General features: G+C 73.0%; 19 protein-coding genes. 8 read left to right on the top strand and 11 right to left on the bottom strand.

Features of this window, described 5'->3' with window-relative positions:
• Window positions 1-464, top strand: a 464-nt coding sequence (locus tag ABD296_RS43375) for a hypothetical protein (RefSeq protein WP_344282197.1), incomplete at its 5' end; no start/stop codon positions are given.
• 10 nt (window positions 465-474) lie between these two features.
• On the opposite strand, the gene ABD296_RS43370 is transcribed toward ABD296_RS43375, so the two are convergent.
• Together ABD296_RS43370 and msrB are read right to left on the bottom strand one after the other, a co-directional pair.
• Window positions 475-807 (bottom strand): hypothetical protein, encoded by a 333-nt coding sequence (locus tag ABD296_RS43370; protein WP_344282194.1) that lies wholly within the window; start codon window positions 805-807, stop codon window positions 475-477.
• Window positions 808-1,066: 259 nt separating this feature from the next.
• Window positions 1,067-1,468 (bottom strand): peptide-methionine (R)-S-oxide reductase MsrB, encoded by a 402-nt coding sequence (gene msrB / locus ABD296_RS43365; protein WP_344282191.1) that lies wholly within the window; start codon window positions 1,466-1,468, stop codon window positions 1,067-1,069.
• A 64-nt stretch (window positions 1,469-1,532) separates the two neighbouring features.
• Between msrB and ABD296_RS43360 the strand changes: the two genes are divergently transcribed.
• The 3 genes from ABD296_RS43360 (at window position 1,533) to ABD296_RS43350 (ending at window position 5,437) form a co-directional block, all read left to right on the top strand.
• A complete protein-coding gene (locus ABD296_RS43360; protein WP_344282188.1) occupies window positions 1,533-2,618 on the top strand; it encodes a DNA polymerase domain-containing protein in 1,086 nt (361 codons plus the stop codon).
• 70 nt (window positions 2,619-2,688) lie between these two features.
• The gene (locus ABD296_RS43355; protein WP_344282185.1) at window positions 2,689-3,471 is read left to right on the top strand and encodes an MBL fold metallo-hydrolase; all 783 of its coding nucleotides are present in this window, start codon (window positions 2,689-2,691) and stop codon (window positions 3,469-3,471) included.
• Between the two features lie 43 nt (window positions 3,472-3,514).
• Entirely contained in the window at window positions 3,515-5,437 is a 1,923-nt protein-coding gene (locus ABD296_RS43350; RefSeq protein ID WP_344282182.1) for a sensor histidine kinase, read from the top strand.
• A gap of 67 nt (window positions 5,438-5,504) precedes the next feature.
• Here ABD296_RS43350 and ABD296_RS43345 read toward each other — a convergent pair whose 3' ends face one another.
• Together ABD296_RS43345 and leuA are read right to left on the bottom strand one after the other, a co-directional pair.
• Window positions 5,505-7,472 (bottom strand): Xaa-Pro dipeptidyl-peptidase, encoded by a 1,968-nt coding sequence (locus ABD296_RS43345; protein WP_344282179.1) that lies wholly within the window; start codon window positions 7,470-7,472, stop codon window positions 5,505-5,507.
• A 152-nt stretch (window positions 7,473-7,624) separates the two neighbouring features.
• Window positions 7,625-9,310 (bottom strand): 2-isopropylmalate synthase, encoded by a 1,686-nt coding sequence (gene leuA, locus ABD296_RS43340; protein ID WP_344282200.1) that lies wholly within the window; start codon window positions 9,308-9,310, stop codon window positions 7,625-7,627.
• 305 nt (window positions 9,311-9,615) lie between these two features.
• On the opposite strand from leuA, the gene ABD296_RS43335 reads away from it, so the two are divergent.
• Complete coding sequence (locus tag ABD296_RS43335) at window positions 9,616-10,311, top strand: FadR/GntR family transcriptional regulator (protein WP_344282177.1); 696 nt, start codon at window positions 9,616-9,618, stop codon at window positions 10,309-10,311.
• Here ABD296_RS43335 and ABD296_RS43330 read toward each other — a convergent pair.
• Window positions 10,286-12,688 (bottom strand): HelD family protein, encoded by a 2,403-nt coding sequence (locus ABD296_RS43330; RefSeq protein ID WP_344282174.1) that lies wholly within the window; start codon window positions 12,686-12,688, stop codon window positions 10,286-10,288. The two genes, ABD296_RS43335 and ABD296_RS43330, sit on opposite strands and share 26 nt — an antisense overlap.
• Window positions 12,689-12,897: 209 nt before the next feature.
• Here ABD296_RS43330 and ABD296_RS43325 point away from each other — a divergent pair, with 209 nt between their 5' ends.
• Window positions 12,898-14,574 (top strand): alkaline phosphatase D family protein, encoded by a 1,677-nt coding sequence (locus ABD296_RS43325; RefSeq protein WP_344282171.1) that lies wholly within the window; start codon window positions 12,898-12,900, stop codon window positions 14,572-14,574.
• 24 nt (window positions 14,575-14,598) lie between these two features.
• On the opposite strand, the gene ABD296_RS43320 is transcribed toward ABD296_RS43325, so the two are convergent.
• Entirely contained in the window at window positions 14,599-15,690 is a 1,092-nt protein-coding gene (locus tag ABD296_RS43320) for an ATP-dependent DNA ligase (RefSeq protein WP_344282168.1), read from the bottom strand.
• Window positions 15,691-15,753: 63 nt separating this feature from the next.
• On the opposite strand from ABD296_RS43320, the gene ABD296_RS43315 reads away from it, so the two are divergent.
• Window positions 15,754-16,455 (top strand): dihydrofolate reductase family protein, encoded by a 702-nt coding sequence (locus tag ABD296_RS43315; RefSeq protein WP_344282165.1) that lies wholly within the window; start codon window positions 15,754-15,756, stop codon window positions 16,453-16,455.
• Here ABD296_RS43315 and ABD296_RS43310 read toward each other — a convergent pair.
• Window positions 16,437-17,159, bottom strand: a complete 723-nt coding sequence (locus ABD296_RS43310; RefSeq protein ID WP_344282162.1) for a pyrimidine reductase family protein — start codon at window positions 17,157-17,159, stop codon at window positions 16,437-16,439. The genes ABD296_RS43315 and ABD296_RS43310 overlap by 19 nt on opposite strands.
• A gap of 155 nt (window positions 17,160-17,314) precedes the next feature.
• Here ABD296_RS43310 and ABD296_RS43305 point away from each other — a divergent pair, with 155 nt between their 5' ends.
• Entirely contained in the window at window positions 17,315-17,716 is a 402-nt protein-coding gene (locus ABD296_RS43305; protein ID WP_344282159.1) for a hypothetical protein, read from the top strand.
• Window positions 17,717-17,739: 23 nt separating this feature from the next.
• On the opposite strand, the gene glgX is transcribed toward ABD296_RS43305, so the two are convergent.
• The 4 genes from glgX to ABD296_RS43285 all read right to left on the bottom strand — a co-directional run bounded on the left by glgX (window position 17,740) and on the right by ABD296_RS43285 (window position 22,893).
• Complete coding sequence (gene glgX / locus ABD296_RS43300; protein WP_344282156.1) at window positions 17,740-19,830, bottom strand: glycogen debranching protein GlgX; 2,091 nt, start codon at window positions 19,828-19,830, stop codon at window positions 17,740-17,742.
• A gap of 107 nt (window positions 19,831-19,937) precedes the next feature.
• Window positions 19,938-20,468: a GNAT family N-acetyltransferase gene (locus ABD296_RS43295; protein WP_344282153.1), complete on the bottom strand. Its 531-nt coding sequence runs from the start codon at window positions 20,466-20,468 to the stop codon at window positions 19,938-19,940.
• A gap of 38 nt (window positions 20,469-20,506) precedes the next feature.
• A complete protein-coding gene (locus tag ABD296_RS43290) occupies window positions 20,507-21,070 on the bottom strand; it encodes a DUF4262 domain-containing protein (protein ID WP_344282150.1) in 564 nt (187 codons plus the stop codon).
• Between the two features lie 74 nt (window positions 21,071-21,144).
• Window positions 21,145-22,893: an alpha/beta fold hydrolase gene (locus tag ABD296_RS43285; RefSeq protein ID WP_344282147.1), complete on the bottom strand. Its 1,749-nt coding sequence runs from the start codon at window positions 22,891-22,893 to the stop codon at window positions 21,145-21,147.
• Window positions 22,894-23,038: the final 145 nt, after the last annotated feature.

Below are 23,038 nucleotides of genomic sequence, written 5' to 3'. Positions count from 1 at the left end.
CCCCCGGCACCGTGTCGGCGGCCGTCGTGGCCTCGCTCGCCGCGCTCGCGCTGACCGCCGTGGGCTCCTCGCCCGCGCCCCGGGCGGCCGCCGCCGCGCACACCTCCCGCCCGGCGCCGTCCTCCGCCGGGGCGACGCTCGCCGCGGCCGGGGACCCCGACGAACTCTCCTCCGACGCGCTGCCGTACCTGCGCTCCAAGGACCCGGGCGGCGAGATCGTCAAGCACGTCACCGACATCCGGCGCAGCGGGACGTTCGTCCGCGTCTACACCGACCTCGGCGAGGACGACGAGAACTCCAAGCCCGCCGTCTCGCTGTGCGAGTGGACGACGAGCTACCTGAAGGACGGCGGCGACGACGAGCCGCGCGTGTTCGTGCACGGCAAGAGCAGCGACAACGGCAGCGTCGTCCTCGCCAACAAGCAGAGCGACAACGACGATTGCGAGGTCCCGGACACGCCCTGAGGCTGTCCCGTCAGGGACCGTACTGGGTGTCCGAGAGGTTGCTGGACTCCAGGTCGTGGCCGCGCCGCCGGGCCTGGTCCAGTTTCAGGGGCTTCGGGTCCTCGGTCAGCAGGATCTCGCGGAGCCCGGCCTCCCCGACGCCGTCCGGCCCCAGCGCGGCGCACCGCCCCGGGCCGTCCGGTGGGACCTCCTCGACGGCCCGGCGCCGCGCGGCCCGCCCGGTGCGGGTGGGCCGGAGCGCGCCGCGCAGGCCGGCCCGGAGCAATCCCGCCTCCTTGAGCGCGTCCGCGATCGCGCGTACCTCGCCCGACGCGGCCGTCGCCCGGAGGAGGTCGCCCAACACGATGCCCGTGTTGGGACGCGTGCCAGGAGCGCGGCCTGGACCGGGTCGTCCGCGTCCCGGTTCACGGCCTGCACCCGGTGCGTTCCCCGGGACACCCGGAGGTGGCGCCCCTCGTACAGGGCGACCAGGGCGGTCTGGGCGACCCGGACGGCGCCGCCGGTCAGGAATGCGGTCTCGTAGGGACCGTGCTCGCCCATGATGGCCTCCCGCGGGCGCGTCGTCGTCCCTTGGGACGCGCGACGCGGGCCCGCGGTTGCGGTCATCCGGCGGGTTCGAGCGTCAGCGAGACCGAGTTGATGCAGTACCGGTCGTCGGTCGGGGTGCCGTACCCCTCGCCGTGGAAGACGTGGCCGAGGTGGGAGTCGCAGGTCGCGCAGCGCACCTCGGTCCGGACCATGCCGAGGGCGCGGTCCTCGATCAGGGTCACCGCGTCGGAGTCGGACGGCGCGTAGAACGACGGCCAGCCGCAGTGGCTCTCGAACTTGGTCTCGGACCGGAACAGCTCCGTCCCGCAGGCGCGGCACCGGTACACGCCGACCGTCTTGGTGTCGGTGTACTCGCCGGTGAAGGGCTTCTCGGTGCCCGCCTCGCGGAGCACGCGGAACTCCTCGGGGCTGAGCCGGGCCCGCCATTCTTCCTCGCTCTTGCGGATCTTCTCCATGCTTCGAAGGTACCCGGCGGGGCCGTCCCCGGAGACTGTCGCATCCCTGGGTTAACGTGCAGTCATGGCCTCGCCCTTCATCGAGATCCCGGTAGGGGATCGGCTCGTCAAGGTGACCAATCCCGACAAGGTCTACTTCCCCGAGCACGGCTACACCAAGCGGCAGCTCGTGGAGTACTACATCGCCGTGGGGGAGGGCATCCTGCGGGCCACCCGCGACCGGCCCACCACGCTCGAACGCTGGCCGGCCGGCGTCTTCGAGGGCGCGAAGATGGCCACCCGCGAGGACTACGCGCGCGGCCAGGCCGGTTTCGGCGCCGGCAAGTCCGACGCCTTCTACCAGAAGCGCGTCCCCAAGGGCGCGCCCGACTGGGTGCGGACGTCCCGGATCGCGTTCCCGAGCGGCCGGTTCGCCGACGAGGTCCGGCCCACCGAGGTCGCCGTGATCGCCTGGGCCGCCAACCTCGGCACGCTGACCTTCCACCCGTGGCCGGTCCGCGACGGCGACGTCGACCACCCCGACGAGCTGCGCATCGACCTCGACCCGCAGCCGGGGACCGACTTCTCCGACGCCGTCCGGGTGGCGCTCGGCCCGGCCCGCGACCTGCTGTCCGAGCTGGGGATGACGGGGTTCGTGAAGACCTCCGGCAAGGGCGGCGTGCACATCTACGTGCGGATCGAGCCGCGCTGGACGTTCACCGAGGTCCGCCGGGCCGCGCTGGCGTTCGGCCGCGAGGTGGAGCGCCGCGTCCCCGACGAGGTCACGACGCGGTGGTGGAAGGAGGAGCGGGGCGAGCAGATCTTCATCGACTTCAACCAGAACGCGCGCGACCGGACGATCGCGTCGGCCTACAGCGTCCGGCCCGCGCCGCACGCGCCCGTCTCCGCGCCGGTGACCTGGGACGAGCTGGCCGACGCCGACCCGCACGACTTCACGATCGCCACCATGCCCGACCGGTTCGCCAAGGTCGGCGACCTGCACGCGGCCATCGACGACGAGGCGTTCACCCTCGACGCGCTGCTGGAGCTGGCCGACCGCGACGAGCGCGACCACGGACTCGGTGACATGCCGTATCCGCCCAACTACCCTAAGATGCCGGGCGAACCCAAGCGGGTGCAGCCCAGCAAGGACACCGGCAAGCCCTCCTGAGCCGGGAATTTCCGGCCCCGCCGCGGGTTTGCGTGATCGACACGTCCGCGACGACCGGAAGGCGACCCCCATGCCCGAGCACTCCCCAGCAGGTCCGGCGCTGACCGTCCGCTACCTCGGCGGCCCGACGGCGCTCCTGGAGATCGGCGGTGTGCGGCTGCTGGTCGACCCGACGTTCGACGCGCCCGGCGAGCACCCGGTCGGCGACCGGGCGCTGACCAAGACGATGGACGCGGTCGCCGGCCCGGACGAGATCGGTCCGGTCGACGCGGTGCTGCTCTCGCACGACCAGCACCCCGACAACCTCGACGACGGCGGCCGCGCCTACGTGCTGGCGGCGCCGCTGACCCTGTCGACCGGGATCGCCGCCGAGCGGCTCGGCGGGACCGTCCGGGCGCTGCCGAACTGGGAGCATGCCGAGCTGCCCCGTCCCGGCGGCGGCACGCTGCGGGTCACCGGCGTGCCCGCGCAGCACGGCCCGGACGGCACCGAGCACCTGACCGGCCCCGTCACGGGGTTCGTGCTGACCGGCGACGGGCTGCCCACCACCTACGTGAGCGGCGACAACGCGTCCCTGGACGTGGTCCGGGAGATCGCCGGCCGGTTCGCGCCGTTCGACGTGGCGCTGCTGTTCGCCGGCGCCGCCCGGACGCCGCTGGTGGACGGCGACCTGACGCTGGGCAGCGCCGCGGCGGCGGAGGCCGCCGCGATCCTGCGCGCCCGGGAGGTCGTCCCGCTGCACTTCGAGGGCTGGACGCACTTCTCGCAGGGCCGCGACACCCTGACCGAGCCGTTCGCGTCGTTCCCCGCCGGGTTCCATCTCCTCGACCCGGGCCAGGAGATCACCTTGTAGCCGTCTATCTGGACATTGTCCAAGGTAAGGGTAGATTTCCGCCATGCAGCGTGTGGCGGCGGTCGTCCCGCGGGTGGCGCAGGCCGTCATCGCGATCGTGACGATCGGGTTCTTCTTCGGCGGGTTCGTCGGGATCATGACGTCGGAACTCCCGACGTCCCGGCGCGTCGTGCCGCTGCTCCTGCTCGCCGCGCTGCTCGTGCTGCACCTGCGCAACTGCGTGCGGCGGCTGGACGGCGGACGGCCCGCCGCGTGGCAGTTGACGCTGGCCGCCCAGGCCGTCCTGACGTTCGTCCCGATGATCTGGTACTCGTCGACCTGGTACGGCAACGTCGGGTTCCTGTGCGGCGCGGTGCTGCTGCTCGTCCGCCCCGGATGGCTCGCCTGGGCCGGGTTCGGCGCGGTGCTCGCGGCGGACCTGCCGCTGTCGCTGGCCGAGCGCCCGACGGTCGCCGAGGCCCTGTACTTCCTCATCGGGCAGGCCGCGTTCGTCGGCGTCGCCGTCTACGGCATGGCGCGGCTGGCCGACCTGGTCGCCGCGCTGGAGGAGACCCTCCAGGCCCTGCCCGCCGCGCGGGTCACGCAGGAGCGATTGGCGTTCACCCGGCGGCTGCAGGAGAACATCGGCGTCGCTCTGGCCGGGACGATCGAGCGCGGTGAGCACGCGCTCACGCTGATCGGGGAGCGCCCGGACGAGGCGCGCGACCTGCTGGACGACGGGGTGCGCGGCGCGCGGGCGGCCCTCGCCACGACCCGCCGCGTCGCCCACGAGTACCTCGCCCGGCTGGACGACCCGGCCGAGCCGGCGCGGGCGCGGACCGTCGCCGGGGACCTGACCACCCGCACGGTCGCGGTGCTCGGCGCCGCGACGCTCGGGCTGATGATCGTCCCGTATCCGCTGCGGTTCCTGGCGCGCGGCGATCACGCCGTCGGGTCGGCGGCGCTGTTCGTGCTGCTGCTCGCCGCATACATCGTGCTGTACGTGTACGGGTGCCTGCGGGCGTATGGGCGTCCGCTGGGCGCGGTGCAGCGGTACGGGGTCCTCGGCGGGCTGGTCGTCCTGACGTTCGCGCCGATGCCGTTCTACGGGCCGACGACCTGGGCCGTCCTGCCGTTCCTGCCGGGCGCGGCGGCGGCGCTGCTGGGGCGGCGGCTGCGGTGGCCGGTGGTCGCCGTGCTGGTCTGCCAGGACGTCCCGTTCGGCATCTGGGGCACCGCCCATTGGGGCACCGTCTACTTCATGGTCTGGACGGCCGAGCGCGCCGCCCTGGTGTACGGCATCGCGCGGATGGCCGGGTTCACCGCGACCCTGCAGGACGCGCGCGAGGAGACGGCCGCCGCGGCGGTCGTGGGGGAGCGGCTGCGGTTCTCCCGGGACCTGCACGACCTGCTCGGATACAGCCTGTCCACGGTCGTGGTGAAGAACGAGGTGGCCGCCCGGCTCGCGACCGCCAGGCCGGACGAGGCCCGCCGGCAGCTCGCGGAGGCGCTCGGCATGTCCCGCCAGGCGCTCGCCGACATGACCGGCGTGACCAGCGGTTACCGGGAGATGTCGGTCGCGGCGGAGGCCGGGGCGGCGCGCGCGACGCTCGCCGCGGTGGGCATCGAGGTCGCGCACGCGGTGGACGTCCCGGACCTGCCGGCGGACCTGGACACCGTCCTCGCCACCGTGCTGCGCGAGGGGGTCACGAACATCCTGCGGCACAGCCGGGCCACCCGCTGCTCGATCGAGGCGGCCGTCATCGACGGCGTCGCGCGGTTGCGGCTCACCAACGACGGGGTGGACGGGCCGCCCGCCCCCGACCCGGAACGGGCGGCCCAGGGCGGCATCGGGCTGCCCAGCCTGGCCGAGCGGGTGGCGGCCCGGGGTGGCGTGCTGACGGCGGAGCGGACCGGCGGTGGCTTCGTCCTCGGCGTGGAGACGCCCGTGCGCGCGGAACGCCCGGCCGAAGCCGCGACCCGCTGAGGCCGTCACGCGCGGCGGGTGAGGCCGCCGGCCCCGGGCATGCGGGGGCGGCGGCCTCGTTCGCGCGTCAGTACAGCTTGCGCTCCTGCCGCGGCAGGGTCACGTTCGACGGGCCGTGCCACGTGGCCTTCGGCTCGGGGACGTCCAGCGCGCTCATCCCGTCCTGCCCGGCGACGACCGGGAAGCGGATCGAGCTCGCCGACAGGTCGACGGTCACCGCGGCGCCGGTCGGCGTCTCGGTGTTGTTGTCGGCGTCGGTCCCGGCCAGGACCAGCGCGAGGCGGTGCCCCTTCTTCAGCTGGTACTCCTGGCTGAGCGTCTGCCAGCGGACGCTGTAGTACTTGCCGGGCTCGGCCGGCTTCGGGTCGCTCAGCGACGCGGCGTTCTGCACGTCCAGCCAGCCGCGCCCGACGACGTTCACCGGCGAGGTCACCGTGCTGACCTGCGTCTGCTTGTAGCAGGCGTCGTCGGCGGGGGTGCTCTCACCGTGGCAGTCCTCGGTGGTCAGCGTCTTGATCCCCGAACCCGCGCCGAGGTAGTCGACGCGGGTGTCGGTGCCGTAGTCGACCAGCAGCGCGGTCAGGTTCGCGGTCGGCTTGTCCAGCTTGACCGACAGCCGCACGTCCGGCGTGCCGGACAGCCGCCCGGTCTGCGGGAGCGGCCCCGACACGTACGCGAGCCGGAACGGCTTCGCGGTGGTCGGATCGGACACCATGTCGCCCTCGGTGTAGCCGGCGTTCTGCGGCCCGGCGGCGTCGGTGAACGACGCGGTCGTGCCCGCCGGGGCGCGCTGGTCGCCGAGGGAGCCGTCGGCGCGGGGCCGCAGGATGACGGTCTTCGCGTCGGCCGCCGGCCAGTCCGCCTGCGTGATCCACTGGTCCGGGCCGACCTCGATGTCGGCGCGCGGCTCCTTCAGCACGTCGTTGGGGACCTTCATCAGCTCGTGGTCGAACCACTTGTGCAGCGTGTTCACCCAGTCGTCGCGGCGGATGTCGAACGGGTCGACGTGGCCGCGCTGGTGCAGCCACACCTTGCGGGTGATGCCGCGCTGCGCGAGCGCCTGCCACCACTGCGCGAACTGGTTGTCCTTGACGTTCAGGTCGTTGACGCCGTGGCTGGCGAAGATGCTCGCGTGGACGGCGCCGACGTGCGTCACCGAACCGCGCAGGTAGTTCGCCGTCTTCCAGTAGGCGTTGTAGTTCCCGGTCGCGTCGTCCTCGCCCTTGTCGAGGCCGGCGTTGACGGCGGCGCACTTGGCGGGCGGGTCGGTGTCGACCACGTCGGCCAGGCCCGGCTGCTCGTCCGTCCAGTACTTCACGCCGTTCATCCGGCTGTAGTCGTACCAGCTGCTGATCGCGGAGATCGGGACGATCGTGTCCAGGCCCTGCACGCCGGTCGCGGCGACGCCGTTGGCCAGCGTCCCGTCGTACGACTTGCCGATCATGCCGGTGTGGCCGGTGGTCCAGGTCGCCTCGACCGGCGTGCCGTCCGGCTTGAACGCCTTGGCTCGGCCGTTGAGCCAGTCGACGACGGCCTTGCCGCCGAGCACGTCCGACGGGCCGCCGCTGACCGGGCAGCCGTCCGAGCGGGTCGTCCCGTCCATGTCGACGGCGAGGAACGCGTAGCCGCGCGGGACGAAGTAGTTGTCGTAGAACAGCGGGAACTTCACCGGGTTCCCGTCGGCGTCGTAGGTCTTGTGCTCGCTCTCGTTGCCGCGCCCGAGGTTGTCGTAGTACGGGCTCTCGTCCATGATGACCGGCACCTTGAGGCCCTGCTCGGTCTCCTTGGGCCGGATGATGTCGACGTTGACGCGGTCGGGCTTGCCGTCCTGGTCGCTGTCCACGCTGGACTGGACGTACACGTGCTCGCGGATCGCGTCCTTGTAGGAGAAGACCGGCTGCGTGACGCCGTCCTTCACCACGATCTTGGGGACGGTCCGGGCCATCGCCGTCGCGCCGCCGCCCGCCACGGCCGCCGCGGTGAGCGCGGCGAGCGCCGCCGTCCGCCGGGTCCGTCTCAGGGATCGCCTGGCCAACCCGCACCTCCGGGAAGTGAGCAAATGATCTCTACGGTGGCACAGGCTCCTCGCGGATCGGCGCCGGGTAAACGGCGCCGATCCGGCGAACTCCACCCTCATTTGGTCACAAACTGCCCTTGCGGTGCGGCGGTCCGCGCGTCGGCCGCGCCTCAGCCGGCCTTGGCCCGGTTCACCGCGGACAGCACGGCCTGCACGGACGCGGTGAGCACGGACGTGTCGCGGCCCGCGCCCCAGCAGGTCACGCCGTCGACGCGGCACTCGGCGTAGGCCACGGCGGGGGAGTCGTGGCCTGATTCGGTCGAGTGCTCGACGTACTGCAGCACGTCCACCTTCACCCCGGCGGAGGCCAGCGCGTCGGCGAGCGCCGCCAGCGGCCCGTTGCCCGAACCGGTGTACTCGCGCTCGCGGCCGTCCACCCGCAGCACGCCGGTGAAGTCGTGCCGTGCCGGGCCGGTGTGGGACGTCCGCCACTCGGTCAGCGCGACGGGGCCCGTCCGGTCGACGTACTCGGCGCGGAACAGCTCCCACAGCTCGCCGGCGGTGATCTCCTCGCCGCTGCCGTCCGTGGCCTGCTGGACGACCCGCGAGAACTCGATCTGGAGGCGGCGCGGCAGCTCCAGCCCGTAACCGGTGTGCAGCAGGTACGCGATGCCGCCCTTGCCCGACTGGCTGTTGACCCGGATGACCGCCTCGTAGCCGCGTCCCACGTCGGCGGGGTCGATCGGCAGGTACGGGACCTCCCACGGCGCCCGCTCCGCCGGGACGCCCAGCTCGGCGGCGCGCGCCGCGTGGTGCGCCATGCCCTTGGAGATCGCGTCCTGATGGGTGCCGGAGAACGCGGTGTACACCAGGTCGCCGCCATAGGGGTGCCGCTCGTGGACGGGCAGCCGGTTGCAGTGCTCGACGGTGCGCCGGATCTCGTCGATGTCGGCGAAGTCGATCCGCGGGTCGACGCCCTGCGCGTGCAGGTTCAGCGCGAGCGTGACCAGGTCGACGTTCCCCGTGCGCTCGCCGTTGCCGAACAGGCAGCCCTCGACCCTCTGCGCGCCGGCCAGCACCGCCAGCTCCGCGCAGGCCACGCCCGTCCCGCGGTCGTTGTGCGGATGGACCGACAGGATCACCGCGTCCCGCCGGGCCAGGTTCCGGTGCATGAACTCGATCTGGTCGGCGTACACGTTCGGCGTCGCGATCTCCACGGTCGCCGGCAGGTTCAGGATCACCGGACGGTCGTGCGAGGCGTCCCACAGCGCCGTGACCGCGTCGCACACCTCCAGCGCGTACTCCGGCTCGGTGAAGTTGAACGTCTCGGGCGAGAACTCGAACCGCACGCCCGGCCGCCCCTCCGCCAGGCGCGCCACGTCCGCCGCGCCGTCCAGGATCAGCGTGCGGACGCCGTCGCGGTCCTGCCTGAGCACGACGTCGCGCCACGTCGGCCCGGTCGCGGTGTACAGGTGGACGACCGCGCGCGGCATGCCCTCGATGGACGCGAACGTCCGCTCGATCAGCTCGCGGCGCGCGGGCGTGAACACCACCGGCGTCACGTCGTCGGGTACGGCACCCGAGGTGGCGAGGTGCCGCACGAAGTCGAAGTCGGTCTGGCTCGCCGACGGGTAGCCGACCTCGATCTCCTTGAACCCCATCGTCACGAAGAGGTCGAACATCCGGCGCTTGCGGGCCGGGTCCATCGGCTCGGCCAGCGCCTGGTTGCCGTCGCGCAGGTCGACCGGCACCCAGAGGGGCGCCCGCTCGATGCGCCGCGACGGCCACGTCCGCTCGACCTCGGGCACGGGCGAGGGGACCCGGTCGTGGGCCGACCGGTAGCGGTGCGACGGCATGGCGCTGCCGCGCTGCGGATTCCAGAAGGGCGCGCCGTCCGCGACGGAGCCGGACGGTGTGCGCAGGGTGGGGAACGTGGTGGCTGTGGGCTCGTTCAAGGCCGTGGTCCTCGCTGATCGCCGGACGACCGGCAGTACCGGACCCCGCGGCGGGGTGCCGGTCGGATCAGGCCCCGCCGCGGCGACCGAGAAGAAGGCCCCGCCACGACATGGCCGCCACTCTAACCACACCTCAGCTCCTCAGACAAGCTGAGTTCCTGTGGAGACGCTAGCGTAGGGGCACCGACCAGAAGGGAACACCGCGCATGCCGCTCGGCCCGCTCCGCCGCAGCCCGCTCGTCGAGCAGGCCGCCGAACGGCTCCGCGACCAGATCACCGGCGGCTCCTGGCCGGTCGGCACCCGGCTCCCCGGCGAGACCACGCTCGCCAGGGAACTCGGCGTCGGCCGCTCCACCGTCCGCGAGGCGCTGCGCGCCCTCGCCGGCGCCGGCCTCGTCCAGGCCCGCCAGGGTGCCGGCGTCTTCGTCACCGCGACCGAGCCCGACGAGGACTTCACCGCCCGGCTCCGCCGCGCCTCCGTCACCGACGTCTACGAGATCCGCATGATGATCGAGGTCCGCGCGACCGAGCTGGCCGCCGAGCGCCGCACCGACGCGGACCTCACCGCGCTCGACGCCGCCCTCGCCGCCCGCGACGAGGCGTTCGCCGGCCCGTCCCTGGAAGCGTTCCTGGACGCCGACATCGCCCTTCACGCCGCCGTGATCGCCGCCGCGCACAACCCCGTCCTGGTCGACCTGCACGCCGAGTTCGTCCCGGTCCTGCGCGCCGGCCTGCTCGACCTGGTCACCCTCGTCGACGTCCGCGCGTCCGACGAGGCGCACGGCCGGGCCGCGCACGCCGCCCTCGTCGAGGCGATCCGCGCCCGCGACCCCGGCACCGCCGGCCGCATCATCACCGCCGAACTCACCCAGACCCTCACCCGGCTGCAAGGCTCCCGCTGAGCAGGGGTGGGAGGTCGTTGTTGTGGACGATCGTCAGGCGGCGGGTGGGGCGGGTCAGGGCGACGTAGAGGTCCTGGCCGCCCTTCGGGGACTCGGCGAGCATGCCGGCGGGGTCGACGACGACGACCGAGTCGAACTCCAGGCCCTTCGCCTCCTCGGCGGTGAGCACCACGGTGGGGGAGTCGAGGGCCTCCGGCGTGGCGCCCACGGCGGCGTCCGGCAGGACGGCCAGGACGGACGCGTGCCGGGCCGCCGACGTGATCACCGCGAGGCGGCCCTCGTCGCCGTCGCCGAACCCGGCCAGCTCGTCGCGGACGAGGCCGGGCAGGGCGTCGACCGGCAGCGCGACCGCGCGGGGCGGCGGGCCGTCGTCGCGGACGGGCTCGGGCGGCGTCTGGTCCGGCGCGACGGCGGCGAGGACGTCGGAGGCGACCCGCATGATGGCGGCCGGCGTCCGGTAGTTGACCATCAGGCGCTGCTCGCGCCAGCGGCCCGGGACGTAGCGGTCGAGCATCTGCCCCCAGGTCGCGGCGCCCGCCGCGCTGCCGGTCTGCGCGATGTCGCCGACGACGGTGAGGGACCGGGTCGGGACGCGGCGCATCACCGTCCGCCAGGCCATCTCCGACAGCTCCTGCGCCTCGTCCACGATGACGTGGCCGTAGGCCCACTGGCGGTCGGCCATCGCGCGCTGCGCCGTGGTGAGGGGCGGGCCGCCGTCGCCGTGGCGCTCCGCCAGCTCGCTCGCGGAGATCAGGTCGCCGATGGGGATCATGTTGGTGCCGCCGGTCGACTGCATGACCTCGGCGGCGTAGCGCGCCTCCTCCGCGCGGGCCGCGTCGGCGGCGCGCCGGCGGGCCTTCTCGGCGGAGTCGTCCACGCCCAGGAGCTCGGCGGCCTCGTCCAGGAGGGGGACGTCCGGCACCGTCCACGGGGAGCCGGCCGGACGGTGCAGGAGGGCGCAGCCGGGAAGGCCGGCCTCGGCGCCGAGGCGGTCGAGGGCGTCCGGGGAAGCGAAGAGGTCGGTCAGGAGCCGCTCGGGCGTCAGCTCGGGCCACAGCTCGTCGAGGGCCTTGCGGACGGCCGGCTCCTGCCAGAGGGCCTCCTTGGCCAGGCGGAGGTCCGTCTCGTCCAGGAGCGGCCCGTCCTCGGCCTCGTCGAGGAGCTCCTGCAGCCAGGCCGGGTACCCGCCGGGGCCGGCGAGCTGCTCCAGGGGCTCGTCCATGATGCGCTCGTACTGCTCCGCCCGGTTCACGGCGAGCGCTTCCAGCATGTCGTGGACGAAGCGGCGCCGCTGGACGTTGTGGGGGAGGTGCAGGTCGCGGGCACGATCGCGGATCTGCTCGCACTTCTCCGCGTCCACGACGAGGGTGAGGCCGTCGGTGTCGATCCGGAAGCCGCCGGAGGGCGCGCGCTGCCGGTCGTGGACCGCGGCCCGCAGGAGGTCGGCCATGCGGCGGTCGCCCTTGAGGACGGCGACCTCGGGGGTGTCCCTCGCGGTCGCCTTCAGGCCGGGGTGGAGCTCGCCGACCGTGGCCAGCACGACGTCGGTCTCGCCGAGGCCGGGGAGCACCTGCTCGATGTAGCGCAGGAACGTCGCGTTCGGGCCGACGATGAGGACGCCGCGCCGCTCCAGCACGTCGCGGTGCGTGTAGAGGAGGTAGGCGGCGCGGTGCAGCGCGGCGACGGTCTTGCCGGTGCCCGGTCCGCCCTGCACGACGAGCACGCCCTGCAGGCCCGAGCGGATGACCTGGTCCTGCTCCTCCTGGATGGTCGCGACGACGTCGCTCATCCGGCCCGTCCGGCCGCGGCGCAGCGTGGCCAGCAGCGCGGCCTCGCCGACGATGCCGCGGCGCTCCGCCTCGTCCAGCCCCTCCAGGTCGAACACCTCGTCGTCCAGCCGGAGGACCTCCCGGTGCCGCAGGTGCAGGTGGCGGCGGCGGGCGAGCGTGCCGGGGGCGCCCGGCGTGGCGGTGTAGAACGGGCGGGCCGCCGCCGCGCGCCAGTCGATCAGGATCGGCTCGTGCTCCTCGTCGCGCAGCCCGATCCGGCCGATGTAGAAGGTGTCGCCGGGGCCGTCGGCGTCGGCGCGGTGGTCGATGCGGCCGAAGCAGAGCCCTTCCTCGACCCCGCTCAGCCGGGCCAGCCGGCGCGCGGCCTCGTCGGTGGCGACGGCGCTCTCCACCCGGGCCTGCAGCACGCCGCCGCCGCCCGCGGCCGGGCCCTCGCGCAGCGCCGTCTCGGCCTTGGCGCGCTCCTCGTCGAGCCGCTCGTACAGGCGGGTCACGTACTCCTGCTCGGTGCGCACGGCGGCCCGGCGGGCGGCCTCGCCGGCCTCCGCGCCGGCCGGCTTGACAGGTGCCGCTTGACGATGTCCCATGCCTCGGCTACACTCCTATTCATAGGGTGCGGTTTGTTGTGCGCAGTTCGTAAGCCGCCAGCTTATCACCCGCCCCTCCGTGCGTGCATGCGGGGCGCAAAAGATCATCTTTGTTGCGGCGGACGTCACCCGCGCGGTGCCTCCATGTCACCGGCCGCGGTGAGGCTTTCGGCGATCACCGCCGGAACCCCCGAAAGGTCACCGCCCCCATGGCCGAACTCGCACGCCCCCTGAGCAGGAGATCCTTCCTCGTCGCCGGCGGCCTGACGGCCGGCGTCCTCGCCGTCCCGGGCATCGCCGAGGCCGCCGCCCCCCGGCTGCGCACCGCGGCGCCCGGCGACCCGTTCACCCTCGGCGTCGCGTCCGGCGACCCGGCCCCCGACGGCTTCGTCCTGTGGACGCGGCTGGCCCTCGACCCGCACGCCGAGGACGGCCTCGGCGGCATGCCGGCCAAGTCCGTCCAGGTGAAGTGGGAGGTCGCCACCGACGAGAAGTTCAAGCGGATCGAGCGGCGCGGCACCGCCACCGCCCGTCCCGAGGCCGCGCACTCCGTGCACGTCGAGCTGAAGGGCCTGCGCCACGGGCGCGACTACTGGTACCGCTTCCGCACCGGCGACCACGTCTCGCCGGTCGGCCGCGCCCTCACCGCCCCGCGTACTGACTCGTTCGGGTCCGCCCTGACGATGGCCTTCGTCTCCTGCGCCCAGTACGAGCACGGCTACTTCACCTCGTACCGGCGGCTCGCCGAGGACCACCCCGACCTGGTCCTGCACCTGGGCGACTACCAGTACGAGTACAAGAAGGGCGTCTACAACAGCACGGGCGGCAACATCCGCGACCACGACGGCCCCGAGACGGTCACGCTGGCGAACTACCGGCAGCGGCACGCCCAGTACAAGTCCGACATCGACCTGCAGGCCGCGCACGCGGCCGCGCCGTGGCTCGTCGTCTTCGACGACCACGAGGTCGAGAACAACTGGGCCGGCTACATCCCGGAGGAGGGGTCCGACACCCCGACCTACGAGGCGTTCCGCGCCCGCCGCGCCGCCGCGTTCCAGGCCTACTACGAGAACATGCCGCTGCGCCGCTCCTCGATCCCGCACGGCCCGGACATCCAGATCTACCGGCGGGTCCGCTGGGGCAAGCTCGCCAACTTCCACATGCTCGACACCCGCCAGTTCCGCGACGACCAGGGCTGCGGCGACGGCTACAAGGACTGCCCCGAGGCCACCGACCCCAAGCGCAGCATCACCGGCGACGCGCAGGAGAAGTGGCTGCTCGACGGGTTCCGCAAGTCCGGCGCCCGCTGGGACGTCATCGGCCAGCAGGTCTTCTTCGCCCAGCGCGACAACACCGCCGGCCCGGTCAAGAAGACCTCGATGGACGCCTGGGACGGCTACGCCGCCTCCCGCGACCGCATCACCAAGGGCTGGGTGGACGCCGGCGTCCGCAACCCCGTCGTGCTCACCGGCGACGTCCACGCCCACTGGGCGAGCGACCTCAAGGCGAACTACGACGACCCGGACTCGGCGACGGTCGGCTCCGAGCTGGTGTGCTCGTCCATCAGCACCACCGGCGACGGCGCCGACTCCGACCCCGCGAGCCAGCCCTTCATCAAGATCAACCCGCATCTGAAGTTCTACAACAACCAGCGCGGCTACGTCCTGACGAAGATCGGCAAGGAGGAGATGAAGGCCGACTTCAAGACGGTCGCGTCCGTCCGGACGCAGGGCTCCCCGGTGTCGACCAAGGCGACGTTCGTCATCGAGGACCGCGTCCCCGGCGTCAAGCAGACCTACCTGCGCCCCTACGCCGCCCCGAAGATGACCGCGAAGTCCGACCAGTCCGTCATCGACCAGACCATCCGCAACGAGACCCAGCCCTGATCCCGGGCCCGCGCGGCCTCCGCGTCACCGATCGGCGCGGGGGCTGGTGGCGGGGCCGTTGAGAATGTCGTCGAGGTCGTAGGCGACCGGGACCTCCAGCTGCTCGTAGGTGCACGACCGGGGCGTCCGGTCGGGGCGCCAGTTGCGGAACCGGGCGGTGTGCCGGAACCGGTTGCCCTCCATCGCCTCGTAGGCCACCTCGACGACCAGGTCCGGGCGCAGCGCCACCCAGCTGAGGTCCTTCTTGCCCGTCCAGCGGGAGACGGCGCCGGGCATGCGGTCGGCGGTCGCCTCGGACTGCTGGGCCCACTCCGCCCACGGATGCCCGGACAGGTCCTGCATGCGGTAGGGCTCGAGCTCCTCGACCAACTCGGCGCGGCGCTTCATCGTGAACGAGGCCGCCACGCCGACGTGCTGCAGGGTGCCGTCGTCGTTGTAGAGGCCGAGCAGCAGCGACCCGACGATCGGCCCCGACTTGTGCCAGCGGAAGCCCGCCACCACGCAGTCGCAGGTGCGCTCGTGCTTGACCTTGAACAGCACCCGCTTGTCCGGCTGGTACTCGGTGTCGCGCGGTTTCGCGATCACGCCGTCGAGCCCGGCGCCCTCGAACTCCTGGAACCAGCGCTGCGCCAGGTCGTAGGAGTCGGACGCGGGCGTCACGTGGATCGGCGGCTTGGCGCCCGCCAGCGTCTCGACGAGCCGCCGCCGGCGCTCGCCGAGCGGCGTCTCCATGAGCGACTCGCCGCCGAGGGCGAGCAGGTCGAAGGCGATGAACGAGGCCGGCGTCTCCTCCGACAGCAGCTTGATCCGCGACGCGGCCGGGTGGATGCGCTGCTGCAGGGCCTCGAAGTCCAGGCGGGTCCCGCGCGGCAGGACGATCTCGCCGTCGACCACGCACCGCTCCGGCAGCTCCCGCTTCACCGCCTCGACGACCTCGGGGAAGTACCGGGTGAGCGGCTTCTCGCCGCGGCTGGACAGCTCGACCTCGTCGCCGTCGCGGAAGACGATGCAGCGGAAGCCGTCCCATTTCGGCTCGTAGAGCAGGTCGCCCTGGGGCATGGTCTTGACGGCCTTGGCCAGCATCGGCGGCAGCGGCGGGCTGATCGGCAGGTCCATGCCCCCATCTTGCGCCCCGGCACCGACAAAACGGAGCACCGGGGTCTCGATAACCTGCAGGTCATGCGTCGTCTGCTGCCCGAGCCCACCGTCGATGGCGTCGATCCGTACGAGGCGTACGGCGACGCGCCCGGCCTGCGGATCGGCATGGTGATGAGCGCCGACGGATCGGTCACCGACGCCGAGGGCTGGACGGACGGCCTCGGCGGCGACGCCGACTTCCGGGTGTTCCGGACGCTCCGGGCGCTCGCCGGCGCGATCCTCGTCGGCGCCGCGACCGCCCGCACCGGACGTCTCGGGCCCGCCCGCCTACGCGAGGACCTGCGCGCGCGCCGGGGCGGCCCGCCCGCGCCCATCGTCGTGGTGAGCCGCTCCCTGGACCTCGACTGGACACTGCCGCTGTTCACGGAGGCCGAGACCCCGACCATCGTGGTGACGTCGGAGCGCGCGGGAGATCGGGTCCCGCCGGGGATCCCGGTGGTGGCGGCGGGCGAGGACGACATCGACCTGCCCGAAGCCGTCCGCGCCCTGCGCGAGGACCTCGGCCACGAGCATCTGCTGTGCGAGGGCGGGCCGTCCCTGGCGACCGCGCTCATCCGGGCATCGCTGGTGGACGAGCTGTGCCTCAACATCGCGCCCGCCCTGCTCGGTAGCCCGCGTCACACGCGCATGCTCGGCGTGCTCGACGCCGAGGTGCCCGTCGAGCCCGCCGCCGTCTACCTGGACGAGGGCGTCCTGTTCGTCCGTTACCGGCTGCGCGCGTAGCGGAGGAACAGGAACTCGTCCTCCTCCAGCGCGTGCTCGAGACGGAACTCCGGCGGGACCGGGACCGGCGGCCCGTTCAGGATCCGCGTCGGGTGCCCGGCGAGCAGCATCGGGCTCAGCGTCAGGCACAGCTCGTCCAGCAGACCGGCCCCCACGATCTGTGCCAGCACCCCCGGACCGCCCTCGCACAGCAGCCGCCGGAAGCCCCGCGACTCCAGCTCCCGGACGGCGACGGCGAAGTCGAGCGAGTCCTCGCCCGCGATGATGACGTCCGCGCGCTCCTTCGCCAGGCGCAGCCGCTCCGGATCGGCGGTCGCGGTGGCGAGCACGATCGTCGGGACGACGGCCTCGGTGAACAGGGGCGCGTCGAAGTCCAGGTCGAGGGTGCGGGACACGACCGCGAGCGGCGGTACCGGGGGCCGCCCCTCCCGCACGCCGTTCCAGCTGTCGCGCGGCTTGACCGGCCCGTAGCTCTCGGCCCGGACCGTCTGGGCGCCGACGATGACCGCGTCGGCGAGGCCGCGCAGCAGCAGGAACAGCTCCTGGTCGGCGGGGTTGCCGAGCCCTCCGCTGCGCTCCTCGCGCTGCGCCGCCCCGTCGAGGCTGGCGACCATGTTGGCGCGCAGCCACGTCCCGCCGCTCGGCGGGTAGGCGTAGCGCTCGGCGAGGTCGACCGGTTCCGGGGATGGCGTCAGGGTCCGCATAGAAGTCACAAGTTACTGCACCGCGGGCAAGGCCGACCTGCCCCTTTCGCTTACGCAGCGTACGGCAATATGCACGAATCCGTCATGACGCGGCGGCCGGCACGCGACACTTGGTCCTGGGACGGACCGTAGAACTGCACCGAAAGGAGCGGGGGGTGGAGTTCGCCGCACTTGCCGCGTGGGTCCTCGCCGCCACGGCCGGCGGCTACCTGCTGATCAAATGGCTGACGAGCGGGGGGCGGGGCACGAAGGTGACCCGGTTCCCGGTCCTGGTGGTCATCGGCCATCCGCTGGCCGCCGTGCTGGGGCTCTGCGTCTGGATCGGCTACCTGGTGACCGCGAGCGCCGCCTACGCCTGGGTCGCGTTCGCCGCGCTGCTGGTCGTCATCCTGCAGGGGTTCATGCTGCTGACGCGCTGGCTCGTCGGGGGAGGCGGCCGGCACGCGCGCGGCCGCGACCAGACGTTCCCGGCCGCCGCCGTGGCCTTCCACGGACTGATCGCGGTCACGACGTTCGTCCTGGTCTTCCTCACCGCCATGGAGGTGAGTCGAACCTGAGGGAGCGGAACCGGACCTAGGGACTAGCCCCGCTTCAGCACCGCCAGGGAGCGGGCGGGGAGGGCGATCTCGTCGCGGGCCTTGACGCGGGGGCGCTCGCCCACGGCGGCGGGGTCGGCGGTGTCCAGCACGAACTCCCAGCGCTCGCCGTACTCGGCGCCGGGAAGGGCGAACTCGACGGCGTCGGACCCGGCGTTGACCAGCAGCAGGAACGAGTCGTCGCGGACGCGGCGGCCGCGCGGGTCGGGCTCGGTGATCGCGTCGCCGTTGAGGAACACGCCGAGGGACTTGGCGAAGCCGACGTTCCAGTCCTGGTCGGTCATGCTCTCGCCGGCGGGGGTGAGCCAGGCGATGTCGGCGGCGGCGCCGGTGCCGGTCCCGGTGAAGAAGCGGCGGCGCCGGAACACCGGGTGGTCGTGCCGCAGCCGCGACAGGATCCGGATGAACTCCATGTCGCCGGGGTCGTCCCAGTGCACCCACGCCAGCTCGTTGTCCTGGCAGTAGGCGTTGTTGTTGCCGCGCTGGGTGCGGCCCAGCTCGTCGCCGTGCAGCAGCATCGGGACGCCCTGCGACAGGAACAGGGTGGCCAGGTAGTTGCGGCGCTGGCGGGCCCGCAGCTCCAGCACGCCGGGGTCGCGGGTGGGGCCTTCCTCGCCGCAGTTCCAGGACCGGTTGTCGTCGGTGCCGTCGCGGTTGGCCTCGTTGTTGGCCTCGTTGTGCTTGTGGTCGTAGGACACGAGGTCGGTCAGCGTGAACCCGTCGTGGCAGGTCACGAAGTTGATGGACGCGAACGGGCGGCGCGCGCTGTGCTCGTACAGGTCGGAGGAGCCGGTCAGCCGGGACGCGAACTCCGGCATCGTCGCGTACGAGCCGCGCCAGAAGTCGCGGACGGTGTCGCGGTACTTGCCGTTCCACTCCGTCCACAGCGGCGGGAAGTTGCCGACCTGGTAGCCGCCCTCGCCGACGTCCCACGGCTCGGCGATCAGCTTCACCTGCGAGACGACCGGGTCCTGCTGGACGAGGTCGAAGAACGCGGCGAGCCGGTCGACGTCGTGCAGCTCGCGGGCCAGCGCGGACGCGAGGTCGAACCGGAACCCGTCGACGTGCATCTCCAGGATCCAGTAGCGCAGCGAGTCCATGATGAGCTGCAGCGCGTGCGGGTTGCGGACGTTGAGGGAGTTGCCGCAGCCGGTGTAGTCGAGGTGGTAGCGCTTGTCGTCGTCGCGCAGCCGGTAGTAGGACGCGTTGTCGATGCCGCGGAACGACAGCGTCGGCCCGAGGTGGTCGCCCTCCGCGGTGTGGTTGTAGACGACGTCCAGGATGACCTCGATGCCCGCCTCGTGCAGGGCGCGGACCATCGCCTTGAACTCCAGCACCTGCTCGCCGGCCTGCCCGGAGGAGCTGTAGGCGTTGTGCGGGGCGAAGAACCCGATCGTGTTGTAGCCCCAGTAGTTGTCCAGGCCGCGCGCCACCAGCGCGTGCTCGGGGATCGACTGGTGCACCGGCATCAGCTCGACGGCCGTCACACCGAGGTCGACGAGGTGGTCGACCATCACCGGATGGCCGAGGCCCGCGTAGGTGCCGCGCTGCTCCTCCGGGATGCCCGGATGCAGCTTCGTCAGGCCCTTGACGTGCGCCTCGTAGATGACGCTCTCGTGGTACGGGACGCGCGGCGGCCGGTCGTCGCCCCAGTCGAAGAACGGGTTGATGACGACGTTCTTCGGCATGTACGGGGCGCTGTCGTCCTCGTTCAGCGCGTCCGGGTCGGCGAAGCGGTAGGAGAACAGCGACTCGTGCCAGCGGACCTCGCCGTCGACGGCCTTGCCGTACGGGTCCAGCAGCAGCTTCGCCGGGTTGCAGCGGTCCCCGTCGCGCGGGCTGAACGGCCCGTGCACCCGGTAGCCGTAGCGCTGCCCGGGCCCGACGCCGGGCAGGTACCCGTGCCAGACGAACCCGTCCACCTCGGGCAGCTCCCGCCGGGTCTCGGTCCCGTCGGCGTCGAACAGGCACAGCTCGACCCGCCGGGCCACCTCCGAGAACAGCGCGAAGTTCGTGCCGGTGCCGTCCCAGGTGGCGCCCAGCGGGTAAGGATCCCCGGGCCAGACCTCCCGCATGTGCTCCCTCTCGTCGACCGACCGATGCCGCCTGCCCCGCAGCGCGTTCCCCGTCGATTCTGGCTTACTCACGCCTTTCCCGCCCGCCACGACCCGATATCAGAGTGTCACGGCGCCGGTTCCGCGCCGGGCGGGCGCCAGATCGTCTCTCCGTCGGCGGTCTCGCCGGTGGGGCGCAGCCCGAGGCGGGACGCGACGGCCGCCGACGCCCGGTTGTCCGGGTGGATCGCCGCGGTGATCGCGGTGATGCCGTGCCCGGTGAGCCATCCGGCCAGCGCGCGGGCGGCCTCGGTGGCGAAGCCGAACCCCTGGTACGGCATGCCGATCACCCAGGCGACCGAGGCCTGCGGCCCGCCCGCCGCGGGGGTGACGGTCGCCTGGACGTAGCCGACGGCCTGCCTGTCGCGGACGCGCCGGACGATCCAGTTGAGCCAGTACTCCTGGTGGAAGGGCGCGGGCCCGGCGACGAGGTGCTCGTAGCGGGCGCGCAGCTCGTCGAGGGTGAGCGGCTCACCGCCGATGTAGGTGTGCAGGCGCGGGTCGTCCAGGACCGGGGCCATCTCGTCGGCATGGTGGACCGCCAGCGGCTCCAGGACGAGGCGCTGGGTCCGGATGGTCTCGGCGATCGGCCCGTACACCCGCCGATCGTATGCCCTGCCGCCGGATCGTGCCCCGTTCAGCCGCGCCCGGCCGCCAGGCGCCGCGTCCAGGTCCCGGCGGGATGCTGGGACGGGGCGAGCCACAGCCACGGCTGGGAGTGCCGGAACGGCAGGTCGGTGCCGGGCTGCCAGGGGAACAGGCCCTCGGCGTTGGGCCAGACGACCTGCAGGATCGGCAGCGGCGGGCGGCGGTAGAAGGCGACGGCGCCGCGGAACGGTCCCTCGTACCAGCGCGGGTCGACGGTGCGGAACGCGGCGGTCTGGCCGCGGACGGCGCCGTCGCGGCGCTCGCCGTCGGCGGGCGGGCGGCCTCCCGCCGCCTCCCGGCCGAGGGCGTTGAGCACCTCCTCGGTCTCGTACACGTCGCCGCCGAACAGCGCCAGCTCGGGCGCGCGGTGGCTGTGCCACAGGCCGATCGTGTACGCCCAGCCGGGGCCGTCGGCGTCGGACTGGACCAGGACGACGCTCCACCCGTACTGGGTGACGTGCACGATGGTGCGGAGCTGGAAGTTGTCCAGGCTGTCGCGGTCGCCGTAGTCGTGACAGATCACGCACGTGCACGAGGGGCGATCGTCGGACATGCCGCCAGCTTACGATCATTTCGTCCGCCGGTCCGCCCGTGCGCGGGCGAACCGGCGACGGTCCCCGTTACGTCCTACCGAAGGGTCGGCAGGGTGAGCGCGCCGGGGTCGGCGGGGCCGGTGCGGACGGTGACCGGCAGCACGTTCCGGTTGCCCAGGTAGGACAGGTCGCTGGAGGCGATGGCGACGCGCAGCCGGTGCCCCTTGGCGAACCGGTGCACGATCGAGGGCAGCTGGACGGTCAGCGGCTTGCGGACGTCGGCGACCCGCACGGGCGAGACGAGCCGGTGGACGAGCGACACCGAGCCGTCCGGCGCGACGTCGTACAGCTTGGCGAACAGGATGAGGCGGCCGTTGACGCCGGACCGCTGCGACCGGACGGCGGCGGGGGAGTCCAGCCGGACCTTCAGGGTGGGGGAGCCGGCCACGTCGGTGTCGGCGGCGAGCGGGGCGCCCGTCCAGGCGACGTAGGTGCCGGGGGTGTCGGCGGGCGCGACGTCGTCCAGGCCGAGGGCGCCCTGCACGGCGGAGACCTCGGAGAACGACGTGGGGATCCACGGCAGGTTGCCGTAGCTCGCGCTGCCCGCCACCACGGACTTCCGGTCGCCGACCAGCTTGTCCTTGCCGGACAGGTAGAGCGTCTGCGGCCGGGCGGCGGCGGTGCCGTACGCGGGCGCGGCGTTGCCCTGGTACTTCACCCACGGGCGGAAGTACGCGAACGCCGGTCCGGTGCCGGTGGAGCGGCCCTTGAGGTAGTGGTCGAACCAGGCGGCGACGCGCTGCCCGATGTAGCTGCCGGACGGGTCGGCGAGGTCGCCGTCACCGGGCACCTGCCCGCCGCTGTGCCCCGACGACTGCCAGATCATCTTCACGGGGGTGTGCTGCGCGGCGAGCTGCCGGTACGTGGCGGTGCCCTCCTGCAGGTCGAAGAGGCTGTCGGTCTCGCCCTGCACGACCAGCGTCGGCACCGTGATCTTCGGCATGTAGGACGCGACGGACGCGGCCTTCATGTACGCCATGCTCGCGGGCTGCGGGACGCCGAAGACCAGGCTCTCGCCGACGGCCTGGCACAGGATCGTCGGGAAGTTCGGGCAGCCGACCAGCCGGCCCGGGTCGACCTGGCCGTTGGTGAGCCCGGCGGACACGCCCTCGCCGAAGAACCCGAGCGCCCAGACGAGCTTGGTGACGCCCGGGTCGGTGCTCAGCTTCCCGTCCACCAGCTGGTTGTTGGGCGCGAGCGAGTACCGCAGGTCCCGCCAGGTGATCATCGGGACGATCGTGTCGATGCGGCGGTCGACGCCGGCGGCGGCGAACTGGATCTGCCCGCCGTAGGAGCCGCCGACCATGCCGACGCGCGGGTCCCCGGCGGCGTCGAGCTTCACCGCGTTCAGCCTCGTCCCGTCCTTGGCGGCCTTCTTCCCGGCGAGGAAGTCGACCAGCTGGCTCGCGGCCGCGCCGTCCCAGTCGGGGTGGTCGAGGGTGATGCGGCAGCCGCTGCCGCCGAAGCCGAGGCCGGAATAGGACAGCACGGCGTAGCCGCGCTGCGCGTAGGTCCTGGCGAACCCGGCCTGGTCGTCCTTGGAGCCGCCGAAGCCGTTGGTGGTCAGGACGGCCGGCACCCGGTTCGCGGCGGACGCCCCGGACGGCAGGTAGAGGTCGCCGACGACGTCGCAGTGCTGGTCGTGCTTCGGGCCGACCGCGACGTCGAAGTGCAGCGTCTTCATCGTGGAGGCGTCGGCCGCGCGGGCGGGCAGGGCGCTGACGCCGCCGGCCGCGGCGAGTGCGGCCAGCGAGGTGGACAGGACGGCGCGGCGGCGCGGCATGGGGCGGCTCCGGGACCAAGGGGGGAACAGGGGGCTGATCTTTACTACCGTCTGGTAAGACGGCTGTCCAGATGCGAACGTGAAGTTTCTTCGGACCCGCTCGCGCGGCGCGTCCGGCCGCGCCCTGCGGCGGGGCGCGGCGGGG

It is taken from the genome of Actinomadura napierensis, from assembly GCF_039529375.1.
Classification (GTDB): Bacteria; Actinomycetota; Actinomycetes; order Streptosporangiales; family Streptosporangiaceae; genus Spirillospora; species Spirillospora napierensis.
This window is presented reverse-complemented; position numbering and strand designations above follow the sequence as displayed.

Coding starts and splice junctions, on each gene's coding strand:
- ABD296_RS43335 (WP_344282177.1), top strand. CDS start 9,616: ATGCCGCTCGGCCCGCTCCGCCGCAGCCCGCTCGTCGAGCAGGCCGCC.
- ABD296_RS43285 (WP_344282147.1), bottom strand. CDS start 22,893: ATGCCGCGCCGCCGCGCCGTCCTGTCCACCTCGCTGGCCGCACTCGCC.
- ABD296_RS43355 (WP_344282185.1), top strand. CDS start 2,689: ATGCCCGAGCACTCCCCAGCAGGTCCGGCGCTGACCGTCCGCTACCTC.
- leuA (WP_344282200.1), bottom strand. CDS start 9,310: ATGCCGTCGCACCGCTACCGGTCGGCCCACGACCGGGTCCCCTCGCCC.
- ABD296_RS43315 (WP_344282165.1), top strand. CDS start 15,754: ATGCGTCGTCTGCTGCCCGAGCCCACCGTCGATGGCGTCGATCCGTAC.
- ABD296_RS43320 (WP_344282168.1), bottom strand. CDS start 15,690: ATGGACCTGCCGATCAGCCCGCCGCTGCCGCCGATGCTGGCCAAGGCC.
- ABD296_RS43290 (WP_344282150.1), bottom strand. CDS start 21,070: ATGTCCGACGATCGCCCCTCGTGCACGTGCGTGATCTGTCACGACTAC.
- ABD296_RS43325 (WP_344282171.1), top strand. CDS start 12,898: ATGGCCGAACTCGCACGCCCCCTGAGCAGGAGATCCTTCCTCGTCGCC.
- glgX (WP_344282156.1), bottom strand. CDS start 19,830: ATGCGGGAGGTCTGGCCCGGGGATCCTTACCCGCTGGGCGCCACCTGG.
- ABD296_RS43310 (WP_344282162.1), bottom strand. CDS start 17,159: ATGCGGACCCTGACGCCATCCCCGGAACCGGTCGACCTCGCCGAGCGC.
- ABD296_RS43350 (WP_344282182.1), top strand. CDS start 3,515: ATGCAGCGTGTGGCGGCGGTCGTCCCGCGGGTGGCGCAGGCCGTCATC.
- ABD296_RS43330 (WP_344282174.1), bottom strand. CDS start 12,688: ATGGGACATCGTCAAGCGGCACCTGTCAAGCCGGCCGGCGCGGAGGCC.
- ABD296_RS43360 (WP_344282188.1), top strand. CDS start 1,533: ATGGCCTCGCCCTTCATCGAGATCCCGGTAGGGGATCGGCTCGTCAAG.
- msrB (WP_344282191.1), bottom strand. CDS start 1,468: ATGGAGAAGATCCGCAAGAGCGAGGAAGAATGGCGGGCCCGGCTCAGC.